The 13038-nt window shown below is 57.2% G+C and carries 11 protein-coding genes; 1 reads left to right on the forward strand and 10 read right to left on the reverse strand.

The genetic code is table 11. The features are described from left to right. Window positions 1–45: 45 nt before the first annotated feature. The 9 genes from KUO20_RS00260 to KUO20_RS00300 all read right to left on the reverse strand — a co-directional run bounded on the left by KUO20_RS00260 (window position 46) and on the right by KUO20_RS00300 (window position 8949). Entirely contained in the window at window positions 46–555 is a 510-nt protein-coding gene (locus tag KUO20_RS00260; RefSeq protein WP_235040967.1) for a DUF2878 domain-containing protein, read from the reverse strand. Beyond that, window positions 556–1824 carry an SAM-dependent methyltransferase gene (locus tag KUO20_RS00265; RefSeq protein ID WP_235040968.1) on the reverse strand — a complete coding sequence of 423 codons (1269 nt, stop codon included), beginning with the start codon at window positions 1822–1824 and terminating at the stop codon, window positions 556–558. After that, the gene (locus KUO20_RS00270; protein ID WP_235040969.1) at window positions 1821–2585 is read right to left on the reverse strand and encodes a DUF1365 domain-containing protein; all 765 of its coding nucleotides are present in this window, start codon (window positions 2583–2585) and stop codon (window positions 1821–1823) included. Before KUO20_RS00270 ends, KUO20_RS00265 begins: the two co-directional genes overlap by 4 nt. Further along, window positions 2582–3949, reverse strand: a complete 1368-nt coding sequence (locus KUO20_RS00275) for an NAD(P)/FAD-dependent oxidoreductase (protein WP_235040970.1) — start codon at window positions 3947–3949, stop codon at window positions 2582–2584. The genes KUO20_RS00270 and KUO20_RS00275 overlap by 4 nt, the downstream gene beginning before the upstream one ends. Then, window positions 3946–4731, reverse strand: a complete 786-nt coding sequence (locus tag KUO20_RS00280; RefSeq protein ID WP_235040971.1) for an SDR family NAD(P)-dependent oxidoreductase — start codon at window positions 4729–4731, stop codon at window positions 3946–3948. The genes KUO20_RS00275 and KUO20_RS00280 overlap by 4 nt, the downstream gene beginning before the upstream one ends. Before the next feature lie 36 nt (window positions 4732–4767). Beyond that, window positions 4768–5199, reverse strand: a complete 432-nt coding sequence (locus tag KUO20_RS00285; protein ID WP_235040972.1) for a nuclear transport factor 2 family protein — start codon at window positions 5197–5199, stop codon at window positions 4768–4770. Between the two features lie 37 nt (window positions 5200–5236). Then, a complete protein-coding gene (phrB, locus tag KUO20_RS00290) occupies window positions 5237–6649 on the reverse strand; it encodes a deoxyribodipyrimidine photo-lyase (protein WP_235040973.1) in 1413 nt (470 codons plus the stop codon). 77 nt (window positions 6650–6726) lie between these two features. Next, entirely contained in the window at window positions 6727–7647 is a 921-nt protein-coding gene (locus tag KUO20_RS00295; protein ID WP_235040974.1) for a MerR family transcriptional regulator, read from the reverse strand. Between the two features lie 246 nt (window positions 7648–7893). Beyond that, the gene (locus KUO20_RS00300) at window positions 7894–8949 is read right to left on the reverse strand and encodes an NAD(P)/FAD-dependent oxidoreductase (RefSeq protein WP_235040975.1); all 1056 of its coding nucleotides are present in this window, start codon (window positions 8947–8949) and stop codon (window positions 7894–7896) included. A gap of 149 nt (window positions 8950–9098) precedes the next feature. Here KUO20_RS00300 and KUO20_RS00305 point away from each other — a divergent pair, with 149 nt between their 5' ends. Then, the gene (locus KUO20_RS00305; RefSeq protein ID WP_235040976.1) at window positions 9099–10001 is read left to right on the forward strand and encodes a TIGR01777 family oxidoreductase; all 903 of its coding nucleotides are present in this window, start codon (window positions 9099–9101) and stop codon (window positions 9999–10001) included. Between the two features lie 13 nt (window positions 10002–10014). Here the strand turns inward: KUO20_RS00305 and rapA are convergent, their stop codons facing one another. Next, complete coding sequence (gene rapA, locus KUO20_RS00310) at window positions 10015–12960, reverse strand: RNA polymerase-associated protein RapA (RefSeq protein WP_235040977.1); 2946 nt, start codon at window positions 12958–12960, stop codon at window positions 10015–10017. Window positions 12961–13038: the final 78 nt, after the last annotated feature.

Consider the following 13038-nt stretch of genomic DNA (forward strand, 5'->3'; position numbering starts at 1 on the left):
GTACTTTAAATAGAGCGTTATGGATTGCTAAAGGCGAGGTAATCATTAGAAGCTACTTTGCCGGGTAGTAATATACCGGCTAATGCCATAGCACAGCGTTGCCCATACGAGCGCATGAACGGGAAGAAGCCAGGGGGCTAGACTCACGCCTGCCAACAGTGCGCCGCCGTAATAAGACAGCGGTGCGCTGACGGCGCCGCACAGTGCAGCCAGCCACGGAAGGCGCCATAGCCAGGCAAGCGAGTGATAAACCAGCGTGGCAAACAGTGGCCATAGCATCCACAGCCAAAGCGGTACTAGGCCAAGCACTAGCGCTTGGCTATGAAAATCAAAGCCGCCTAGTAAGCGTAAGCTGCCATCAATGACCAGCCCGAGCAGCGTAAACACTGCGATAAACTGCCATTCTCCTGGCTGCCTGCAGCGCCACAGGTGCCACGTTAATAATCCGCCTCCTGCAACCGCTGCGACCCATGAGCCACCTAGCACGCAGAGCAGCCAGCCCGCCTCAAAGCGCAGGGCGTTAAACAGCAATGCTTGCCATCGGCGAGCTGCCATTTACAGCGCTCCTGTTAAAGGCGTCGGTTTAGCCCCTGGTTTAGCAAGCAGCAGGTGGCAGGTACCAATAGAGCGTTCAATAAAGCCGCCCTCGCAGTAGCACAGATAATAGCGCCACATGCGGATAAAGCGCTCGTCATAGCCTAGCTTGCGCACTTGCTCAAGGCTGGCTTCAAAACGGTGGCGCCATTCGCGCAGCGTGCGCGCATAGTGCGGGCCGATTTCGTCTAATGCCAACACGTTAAACGACGTTTTGCGCATAACGCTGCTTAGCATGGCATGGTGCGAAGGTAGAAACCCGCCGGGGAAGATATAGCGCTTGATAAAATCCATGTCGCGTTTTGCATCTTCAAAACGCTGATCACGAATAGTAATGGCCTGCAGCATGGCCTGACCATCGTCGGTCAGCAGGCTATCCAGCTTGTTGAGGTAGGTGTCGAGATACTGATGACCCACTGCCTCGATCATCTCCACCGAAATGAGCCGGTCATAGCGGCCGGTTAATTCACGATAATCCTGCTTTAGCAGGGTGATTCTGTCGGCCAAGCCCTCTTCCTGAATGCGGCGCTGGGTGTGAGCGTGCTGTTCATCCGAAATAGTCGTCGTCGTGACACGGCAGCCGCGGGTTTTTGCTGCGTGAATCGCCAAGCCTCCCCAGCCCGTGCCAATTTCTAACAGATGATGCTCTGGCTGTACGTCGAGCTTTTCAAGCATCAAATCAAGCTTATAGGTCGAGGCTTCTTCCAGGCTGGCTTCTGGATGAGGGAAAACTGCGCTTGAATACATCCAGTGAAGACGATCTAAAAAAGTCGAAAATAGATCGTTACCAATGTCGTAGTGAGCGGCGATGTTGCGTTTAGAGCCGCTGAGGCTGTTACGCTGAAAACGATAGGCCGCGCCCAGCAGCCAGCGGGCGAATCGGGCGCTGCCGTTTTCCATTTTGCCATTCACCTGCTCAAGGTTGGCAGCAAACAGGCGTACCAGAGCGACCAGATCATCGGCGTCCCAGTCGCCGTCCATATACGACTCGGCAGCGCCAACGGTGCCCCCGAAAGCAAGCCGCTTCCAGGCCCTGGAGTGGCGAATGACCACGGTGACCTGCAATGCGCCTTCCTGGCCCAGGTGGTGGCACTGGTCACCTTCAATCAGCGTGATGCGGCCGCCGCGAAAAGTATTCAGTTGAGCCATCAACCGTGGTTTTAACCAGCGAGTAAAGCGGTCCTGGATCACCGGCTGAACATCAGGTGGTGTGGAATTCAGGGTGGTCATTTTGAGCTCTCCTTGCGCTTAGGGTGGTTATGAATGGGGACACCCTTTAACCATACGCGCAGCGCTTCAAAATGGATGCCTGAGATCGTTTTTAAGCTCATCCATGGCTGGCGAAGCAGTGTTTTAAGTAGCACGGGGCGGGTCGCCGGGGCGGCCGTGAGCATCAGCGTGGCGTCAAAATGGCGCTGCTCGTTTTGCCAGTTTTCCATATGTAAAAAAAGCATGTCTTCCGGGGTATTAAATTTCCAGCGGTAGGTCATGTCCATAGGATTGAAAGGCGATACATGAAGATCTTTATCAAAATGCGCATGATGGCTATGCCGTAAAGGATCCACGGCGCTAGCGTAGCGAGTCCGTTCACGCCAAGGGGTGTTAGTCACTTCGCTTAACACTGCTGCCAGTCGCCCCTGCTGATCAAAGGCGTAATAGACTGAAATAGGGTTAAACATGCAGCCTAACGTGCGCAGCTGGGTCAATATGCAGATTCGGCCACTTGGCGCGCTACCCAGTTGGCGAACGAGCTCTTCGCGTACGGCCGTTTTAAGCGGGCGATCTACCGGGCCGAGATAGTCTTCGCGGCGAAAACGCGCCAGTGCCGGCCGTCGGGCGCTAAATCCCGGCACCTTATCGAACAGTTCTGGCAGCTCATCAAGGTCCAGCCACGCCATCCACACCTGATAGCTGAAGGCGTGCGACTTAGGCATAAAACGGCGGTGGCGCAGAGTGCCGCGATAAATGCGCGAGCGGGGTGTCTCGATCATCCCAGCCCCTCAGCACCTGGCGGCGTCACCAGCTCATGGGCAGGCAGCGCGGAGGGCTCATCGGGTGTCGGAGCCGACTCATCACACCCCAGCGCCTGAGCAACTCGCAGTGCACTCCATACGCCGTCTTCATGAAAGCCGTTACGCCAATAGGCACCGCAAAAGTGAGTGCGCTGAGCCGTGGACGATATCTCTGCGTGGCGAGCCTGGGCGGCCTGACCCTCCAGGGTGAACTGTGGATGCGCGTAGCGATAGCGCCCCAGCACTTTGCTGGGGTCAATGCTGGCGCTGTCGTTCAAGGTGACGCAAAATGTGGTATCGCTTTCTATGCGCTGAAGAATATTCATGTCGTAGGTAACGGAGACACGCTCGTCGCTATCGCGCTTATCCAGGCGGTAATTCCAGCTCGCCCAGGCGCGCTTACGGCGCGGTAGAAGGGCGGTATCGGTATGCAGTACCACCTCGTTAGTTTGATACGGCATGGCGCCGAGCACGTCGCGCTCGGCGTCACTCGCGTCGCCCAGCATCGCCAGTGCCTGGTCGGCATGGCAGGCCAGCACTACCTGATCAAAGTGCTGAGAACCGGACGCGGTGGTAATCGTGACCCCCGCGTTTTCGCGGGTAATACGTGTGACCGGCGTGTTGAGATGAATGCGTGACGCGTAGGGCGCCGTCAAGCTGGGAATGTAGCTTTTTGAACCCCCGATCAGGGTGTACCACTGCGGTCGATGACTGACCGACAGCAGTCCGTGATTGCGAAAAAAGCGCACAAAAAAAGCCAGCGGGAAGGCGCGCAAATCGCTAATGCTCGCCGACCAAATGGCGGCCCCCATGGGCAGCAAATAGTGGCGCTGGAAATCGAGGCTGTAATGATGTTGGTCTAGATACTCGCCCAGCGTCATGTGATCGGGAAGCTGCTGACTGTCTAGCGCTTTGGTCGCCTGTTTATTAAAGCGCATGATGTCGCTTAGCAGGCGATAGAAAGACGGATTGAACAGATTACGCCGCTGGGCAAATAGCGACGTTAAGGTGTGCCCGTTGTACTCAAAGTCGCGCGCCGTTTCGTGCACCGAAAAGCTCATCTCTGTCGCCTGAGCGGCAACGCCCAGCGTCGCCAGCAAACGCTGAAAGTGCGGGTAGGTCCAGTCGTTGAATACAATAAAGCCGGTGTCGATAGCGTATGAGCGACCCTCAACGTCCACGTCCATGGTGGCGGTATGGCCACCCAGGCGCGAGTCGGCCTCAAACAGCGTAACGTCATGCTGGGCGGACAGATACCAGCCAGCGGCCATGCCGCTAATGCCGCTACCGACAATCGCAATGCGTTGCGAGGCCACTGTTTCATGGGCTGCCGTCAAACTCATGACGATTCCTTCTGAGCGCGGGTCATGCGCAGGCCAATTTGGCGGCGTACGGCGGTGGGCAAAATGCCCAGAAACTTGACGAGATACGTGAAGCGGCGCGGAAAATGAATGTCCAGGCGGCCTTTCACTAGCCCTGCAATGATGGCATCGGCCGCTTGTTCCGCGGTTACCTGCATTGGCATGGGAAAGTCATTGCGTTCGGTCAGCGGTGTCTTCACAAAACCGGGGTGGATCACGCTGACATCAATGCCTTCCTGGTCAAGATCTAGGCGCAGCGATTCCAGAAAGTAGCTCACGGCAGCTTTAGATGCCCCGTAAGCTTCCGCACGGGGCAGCGGAAGATAGGCGGAGGCACTAGACGTTGCCGCTAGTCGCGCGGGGAGGCCTTCTTTGCGTGCAGCACGAAGCAGCGGCAGCGCGGCTTCAACGCCGTACAGCGTACCGAATAAATTCGGCTTGAATACCCGCTCGACTAAATCCATGTCGAACTGCTGAGCATTAAGGTATTCGCAGGTGCCAGCGTTAAACAGCGCCAGATCCAGCGCGCCTAAGCGCTCGCGAATGGTCTCACCAGCATCGAGCACCGCCTGACGATCGCTAACGTCCAGCGCCAGATAAGAGGCGTTAGGATGACCCTCGCAAAGCGCCTCCAGCGCTTCAACGTTACGTGCGCTGAGCACCACATGATGGCCTTGGGCAACGAATTTGCGTGCCAGCGCCTCACCAATGCCGGATGTCGCGCCGGTTAACCAAATGCGTTGGGGCGTTTTCCATGTGCTCATCAAACCTCCTAATGCGCCCCAACGCTATATTTAAGCTTAGTTAAGGCGTTTTTTTAACCAGCGAATGATGCTGCCCATCAGCGGTAAATGCTCATAAAGCATGGCGCCAGCATCAAAGTAATCGCGATGTTTAGAAACGCGGCCATCTTCAGCAAACGTTAATGCGCTGCATCCGTCTATTTCTATCGTACGGCCGCCCGCTAGCTTTGGATGCACAAACGCCATGGTCCAAGTCACAAAACCTTGATCGCCCTGACATTGTTGAACGTGATAGGTGAATTGGCAGCGCTCAACGTTTTCATACATGGTGGCAAAATAGCGCTCTAAGGCGTCGCGACCTTCAATGTGATGCAGCGGATCGTTGAAAACAATGTTGTCAGTATATACCTCGTATAGTTTTTCTGTACAGGTGTTGTCTAGCTTGTTGAAGAAGTTACAAAATGCTGTCAGCGCCGCAGAATCAGCCATAAAAGTCTCCCTAACTGCACAGTGAATATAGTAGTGGCTATTTACTGAGCGCTTTAAAGGCATCTAAGGCGCGCAGGCGAGCCGCCTTGTGATCGACAATCGGGGCAGGGTAGTCCACATCGGTGAGTAGATCCTGGCGGGGCGCATGGCGCACCTTTGCCGGCAGCTCAGCCAGTTCGGGCAGCCAATGAGCAATAAACTCACCGTCTGCATCAAAGCGGGTCGACTGGGTCGTGGGGTTAAAAATACGAAAATAGGGCGCGGCGTCCGTGCCCGTTGACGCTGCCCACTGCCAGCCGCCGTTGTTGGCGCAGAATTCACCATCGACTAAGTGGCGCATAAAGAAGGCTTCGCCGCGCCGCCAATCAATCAAAAGATGCTTGCTCAAAAACATCGCCGTGACCATACGCAGGCGATTATGCATCCAGCCTGTGTTGACGAGCTGGCGCATGGCCGCATCGACGAGAGGATAGCCGGTGCGGCCCTCGCACCAGGCCTGAAAGCCTTCGTCGTCATCACGCCAGGCCAGCTGTTTGGTGTGTTCCTGAAAGGGTTGGTAGCGACAGACCTGGGGGAAACCCACCGCAACGTGCTGATAGAATTCGCGCCAGATCAGCTCATTGATCCAGGTGGTTAAGCCCAGGTCGCCATCGCCTAAATGACCGCTATTTTCGGCCATTACCGCTTGTAAACACTGGCGATGAGAGATCATGCCGAGCGCTAAGTAAGGGGAAAGTTCGCTGGTGCCGCGCACCTTAGGCAAGTCACGCTGGGCCTTATAATGGCGCCCACGAAAGCGCAAAAAACGCGCCAAGTTATCGGCCGCAGCGTTTTCTCCTGCCGGCCAAAGGCGCCCATCGACCGGCGTCTCGTTAAGTTCGGGCAGTGAGGGCAGCGGATCGCTGTTAATCGCCAGTTTGGCCTGTACGCTTGGCGTATCGCGCAGCGCAAGCTTATCGGCGGTGATGTTCTTATGCCACGCGTTGGAGAACGGTGTAAAGACGCCATAGTAGCTGCCTTTACCTGTTAGCAGGCTGCCAGGTGCGAATGCCACGCCATCGTGATAGCCATGTGCCGCAATGCCGGCCTGCTTAAAGGCATCCTGTACGGCCTGGTCTCGGCGCCGTTCGTTGAGCGCGTATTGATGATTAAAGTGCAGCTGTTCTACATCGTGCTCACGCGCGATTTCAAGCAATACCGCTGGCGCCTGATCATAGCGCTCAATGTCGCGATGAAGCAGCGGAATATTTAAGCCATTGAGCGCCGTTTTCAGCGCTGCTACGCCGCGCGCCCAAAAATCCAGCTTATTGGCACCGTGGCCGTGGTCTTGCCACTGAGGAATGCTGCGCAAAAAAACCGCTATTACAGGGCCTTTAGCCGCAGCGGCGGCGAGGGCGCTGTTGTCATCAATGCGCAGATCGCTGCGCAGCCAAATCAACTGTCGTTTCATAGGATCTCCGGCGCGGCATAAACAAAAAAAATGGCCGATCACCGCGAGGGCGAACGGCCAAGATAAAAATGAGTGGTTTACAGTACGCCCGCCTCGCGTAGCAGAGGGCGCAAGCGAGCAATCGCCTGGGGCAGATCATCACCCAGCAGGTGTAGCGGCCCATCGCGTAAATCTTCAGCACGCAGGCGAGCAACCTCGCCACACACCCCAATAGGTACGTTGAGCGCCTTAGCCGCGTTAGGCAGCTCGTGCTGGATGTAGCTATCGCTTTCACGCTGGCCACTGGAAAGCAGCACCATCGATGAGTGCAGCCGAGCCACGGCCTGGGGTAGCGCGTCTAGCGGCAATGAGTGATCCAGCATTTGCACGCGGTAGCCCTGCTCGCTGGCCATTAATGCGGACATCAGCACCCACAGAGGCCCCGGATCATCGGGCATCGCATTGAGTAAAATCAGCGGCCCGCGAGTGGTTTGATTGGCATAGTGCAAGCGAATGCCGACCTGGCTGCGTAAAAATGCTTCCAAGGTGCGGCGCACTAGCAGGTCTGAGCTAATCGCCCATTTAGCTTCTAGCGTTAAAATAACCGGTTGCCACAGCTCGTCGATCGCAATGCTTAGCGGGTAGAGCGCCAGACTTTGATGATAAAACGCCTCTAATTTCGCAAGATCTAGCGCTTCTATAATGCCTTGCAGCTGCTGGCGCTGGCTGGACCAGTCACCGGCATCTGTCGCAGGGGCTTCAATTGTTTCTGGCTGGTCAAGCAAGTCGACGACTTGACTGACCGGCACACCACGATTTAACCACTGCAGAATACGTTCGATGCGGGTGATATCGTCCTGGGCATAGAGACGGTGGCCTTTCGGCGTGCGCTGTGGGCGAATAAGCCCATAGCGTCTTTCCCAAGCGCGTAGGGTGACTGAGTTCACACCGGTTAAACGAGACACTTCCCGGATGGGGTAAAGCGGTGTGTCGGGTGGGTGGGTCGCCTTGAAACTCATGGGCGCCAATACCTCTTGTTAGTTAACTGCCGCCGAGTCGTGAGCGTCGGCATCGTCGTGAGCTGCAGCATAGGGCTACAGGCGCCTCGCATTGTTCGCCGCGGCGAAGATGATTCATATCCCATGTAACGTTGTCCGATTAAAAAGCTGAACATGAACACGCTACTTTATGCCCATTTGTACAACTTGTCGCTACTCGGTACAACCTTCATAAGAATTCTTCTTATTAGTAAATATTTGTAACTATTAAACCGACCGGCCTATTAGCGCTTCTCCCAAACGGTGTCCTGATAGCCAGGCATCTTCAACGCGGCCATTGCGAAAACTGTCCCCACATAGCGCCAGCCCGTCTTGGCTGTATAAGTATTCACGGTCGCAGGGCATTGCCGGCTCTGCGTAGCGCCAGCGGTGGGCGCCCATATCTATGATCGATGGCAGCGTGGCAGCGGGTGGAAGAATACTGGTCAGGGCTGCTAATAATTGCTCAGCGACGGCCTGCGATGGCTGCTCAAGATGGGCTTCGCTCCAGTCCAGCTGTGCTAGCAGGCTGATACTTTCCGGCTGAGCGCTGCGCGCAGGCTTGGTATGGTTGCGTGACACTAGGCGCAGCGCGGGGTGCGCGACGCGCGCCATTTGCCAGCCGGGGTCAACGCCATTGATAGCCGGCAGCGGGCCATCAAAAATGGCCCAGGCTGCCCAGCATGGTCTTGGCTTACGCGCTTCACAAGCCGCGGCAAGATCGGCACTCCAGGGCGCAACGAGTTGCTGAGCTTGGGGCGGCGGTGCACTAATGACAACGCGGTCGAAAGGGCCGTGGGTGGCACCGTTCACTTCTACCAGCTGCCAGCCGTTAGGCATTCGCTCAAGCGATGCAATGGGGGTGCTGACATAAAGCGCGACGTTAGCCAGGGCCGTCAATTCGTCCGCAAGATGGCGCGTAATCGCACTCATCCGCGGCATGCCGGCGTAGCGCATTTGGCCATCGTTTAGTCGCTGCCAACCATTTGAGCTAGCCTGATAAGTGCGGGTAGGCCACGCGGCGGCGCAGCCGACAGAGCGCCATTGATCCACCGCACGCTGGAAACCTTCATCGCGAACGCTAAATGCCTGGGCGCCCAAATCCAGCGTTGCGCTTGGCCGGCGTTTGCTCGACATACGGCCACCTGGACCACGCGCTTTATCAAATAGCGTGATGCGGGCTCCGCTGCTCGCCAGTACCTTAGCGCAGGCAAGGCCGGATATGCCTGCGCCGATAACCGCAACGGAGTGGTTAGCCGACAGGGGCGCTTGCGGTGTCGTCATCGTTTCTCTCAATATTTAGACGCGTGTTGGGCGAATTGTAGCAGGTTGGTATAAATGTCGTACAATATAAGAGTCACTTTACGATGCCGCGTGACGCGGTGATGAGTTTGCTCAGGCGACACCCAAACGGCATCAACAGGAGTAATAGCATGCGCGTATTGATAACCGGCGGCAGTGGCTTTGTTGGCCAGCGACTATGCCAGCAGCTTACCGAGCAAGGCCACGAGATACAGGTGGTTTCGCGTAACCCTCATCAGGTACGCGAACGCCTGCCCAGCGGCTGTGACATCCGCGATAGCGCTCAGGCATTTATCGAGTCGCCGCCGGATGCGTTGATTAATCTAGCCGGCGAATCGATTGCTGCCAAACGCTGGAGCGATGAGCAAAAAGCCAAGCTGATTAATTCGCGAAAGGCGGCAACACAACAGCTAGTGGCGCTGTGTGAGCAGCTACAGGCTAACGGCCAGCCGCTGCCTAAGGTGATGGTGTCGGGCTCGGCAATGGGCTATTACGGCGACCAGGGCAACCGTGTGGTGAGCGAAGACACGGTGCCCAACGAGGAGTTTGCCCATCGGCTATGCCAGCAATGGGAGGCCGCGGCCCAGCCGATTGAGGCACTGGGTGTGCGCTTAGCGATTGTGCGGATTGGGCTGGTGTTAGAGGCAGGAGGAGGCAGCCTGCAAAAGATGCTGCCGCCATTCAAGCTGGGTTTAGGGGGCCGTTTTGGCAGTGGCGAGCAGTTTATGCCGTGGATTCACCGCGACGATTTAGTCGCAGCGCTGATATTTCTGGTTAATCAGGACAGCCTCAGCGGTGCCTTTAATGCCAGCGCGCCGCATCCGGTCACCAATGCTATGTTTACCAAAACCTTGGCCAAGCAGCTTAACCGCCCGGCCATTTTCCCGGTACCCGCCTTTGTACTCAAAGCGGGATTTGGTGAAATGTCACGGCTGCTGCTGACCGGTGCCGACATGCGCCCCGCACGCCTGGAGGCCGCTGGGTTTACTTTCCAGTATCCCAGCTTGGACAAGGCGCTTGGGGCTATACTTTGAGCAACAAAAAAGCTTAGCGGTCGGCGTCGACGGTGATAATCACCCGTACTGAATCAAGCCGCAGCCGGGTATTTTCAATCGCGTCGCTGAGCGCTTGGCGCTCGTCCTTTAGTGCCTCAATTTCACCACTGCGCACCGCCGGGTTATGCTCGGCCAGCGCGGTTAAACGAGCCAGCTCAGCATCCAACTGATCGCGCATACGCGCTTCTGCGTTTTCCACAATGCTGGGCAGCTGGCGCTCAGCTTCGCTTTCACCCTGTGTGAGTAGCCCGCGCAGCTGATCGTGACGGCTTTTGATCAGGTCGCGCGCCAGCGATTTATTAACCTTCTGCAGATTTTTACTCAGCCCGGTGAAAGATATTTTGCTGGTCAGGTTAGCGCCTGATTCATCCAACAATATGCGCACGGCGGTGGGTGGCAAGAATCGGTTTAGATGCAGTTTTTTGGGCGCAGGACACTGGGTGCGAAACACCAGCTCGGTCATCAAACGGCCGCTGGGAATAGCGTCGTGGCGCAGCAGCGCGAGCGCCGAGTTACCCATAGTGCCGTCCAGTACGCGCCCCATCATTTCGCGTACCAGCGGGTGTTCCCAGGAAAGCCGCTGCACATCGTCGCGCGCTAGCGCTTGGGCACGGCTATAGGTGGCGGTAAAGCCTTCTTCGCCTTTCACCAGACCGGGCAGCCCATCCAGCATGTGCTGGCTGGGCTGCAGATGCATCAGCCCCTTGCCAATCTCCTGGCTGTCCACTCCGAAAATATCCAGCGCGCGCTCAAGATAGCGCGGCAAGGCGGTGTCGTCGTCGAGCTCGCGGACAGCGTCTATCACCTGCTGAGCGCGGGCAGGGCGGCAGGCATTCAGCTCTAACAGGCGATTGCGCCCCGCGTCATGCTCGGCGAGCTTGGCGTTAAACAGCGTGCGCGTTTCGGCGATGATCTCATTAAGCGATTCGTCATCCAGCAGTGCATCCGCCAGAGCGTCGCCAAAGGCATCATACAAATCGTTGCCGACCCCGTGAGGCGCGCTAAAAGCATCCATACCTTCGTGATACCAGCGCAGCAGGCGCTCGCCAGGGCTGCCTTCAAAGGTAGGAACGTGCAGCTCAATGGCGTGGCGCTGGCCGATACGATCCAAACGGCCAATGCGCTGCTCCAGCTGGTCCGGGTGCTGTGGCATGTCGAACATAACCAGATGGCGGCAGAACTGAAAGTTGCGCCCCTCTGAGCCAATTTCCGAGCACACCAGCACTTGTACGCCTTCATCTTCATCGGCAAAGGCCGCCGCTGCACGGTCACGCTCTATCAGTGAAAGATCTTCGTGGAACACCGGTGCATGGTAGCCACCCAGTACGCGAAGCCCTTCGGCGAGACCTTCTGCAGTTTCACGATGGTGAGCAATGACCAGGACTTTTTCGTTAGCGAAGCCGCTGTCGCTATCATCGCTAAGCTTTTCCAGCAGCCAATTAACCCTAGGGTCGATGTGCCACCAGTCTTCGCTATTGAGCGGGTCGTTACGGAGTTCGCGATAGGCGGCATCCGGATAGATCAGCACATCAGGGTGATCCATCCCGGTCTCGATGAGCAGTTCATCGAGGTAATCGTCGTCACGCTCCAGGCGGCGCACGACGCGGCGGTAAGCTGAGGGCAGCGCAAGCGGGGCTAGGTTTAAGCGCCGCTCAGGAAAGCCCCCTACGTGGCGTCGGCTGTTGCGAAACATCACGCGGCCCGTACCGTGACGGTCAAGCAGTGCTTCGCTCAGCTGCGCGCGCGCGGCATCTTGCTGTTCGCTGCTGGCTTCCACGTTGCAAAGGGTGGCCAGCAGCGCTTGGCTATCACGGTCATCGGCGACCGCGGAAACGACAGCGCGCGCGTCAGGGTTGCCTGGCAGCATCTCTAACGCATCGATGGCGCGGGCAACGTCGGTGTAATGGCCTTCTTCTGCCTGAAAGCGCTCCAGATCGTGGTAGCGCTCGCTATCCAGCAGACGCAGACGGGCAAAGTGGCTCTTGATGCCCATCTGCTCAGGCGTAGCGGTAAGCAGTAATAGGCCGGGAACGGTCGCGGACAGCTGCTCTACACACCGATAGCCGGGGCCGCTGCCTTCCTCGTTCCAGTCGAGGTGATGGGCTTCATCGACAATCAAAAGGTCAAACTGGCTGGCCAGCGCCTGTTCTTGGCGCTTGGGGTTGGCAAACAGCCAGCCTTGGCTTGCTAGTACCAGCTGGGCATTTTCAAACGGGTTCTCGCTGCCGTAGGCCTGGCTTTGGGTTTCATCTAACAGCGAGACCTTGAGCGAGAAGCGGCGCAGCAGCTCGACCAGCCATTGGTGAGTAAGGCTGTCGGGCACCAGGATCAGCGCGCGTTCAACGCGACCGTTCAGCAGCAGGCGGTGCAGAATCAGGCCGGCTTCAATCGTTTTACCCAGACCCACTTCGTCCGCCAGCAGCACACGCGGGGCGTGGCGATGGGCGACTTCATCAGCGATATAGAGCTGGTGAGGAATTAAATCGATGCGTGGCCCAGAAAAGCCCAGCGCGCTGTGCTGCTCAACGCGTTGATAGTGGTGCAGGGTACGAAAACGCAGATCAAACCAGTCGTTACGATCGACTTGGCCGGTCAGCAGGCGGTCGCGGGCCTGGTCAAACTGCATGGTGTCGGCGAGCTTGGCTTCGGGCAGCTCGCGCGTGTTGCCCTCTTTGTCTTCACCGATGTAGGTGATCAGGCCGTGAGATTCTTTGCTGTCATTGACCACGATCTGCCAGCCGTCGGCTGACAGCACGCGGTCGCCGCTACCGAACATCACGCGGGTGAGCGGGGCTTGGCGGGTATTGTAGGTACGGGTTTCCTGGCTGGCACTGAACAAAATGGTAACGCTACGGGCGTCGCAGTTAAGCACGGTGCCAAGCCCAAGCTCAGCTTCGCCGTCACTAATCCAGCGTTGGCCGGGAGAAAAATCGCTCATGATGCCTCGGAGGAGTCTGCAAAACGGGTCGTATACCGCCGGTGGGGAAACCGGCGGCAACAGGGCGGGGGATTCTAA

Source organism: Vreelandella profundi (assembly GCF_019722725.1).
GTDB lineage: Bacteria > Pseudomonadota > Gammaproteobacteria > Pseudomonadales > Halomonadaceae > Vreelandella > Vreelandella profundi.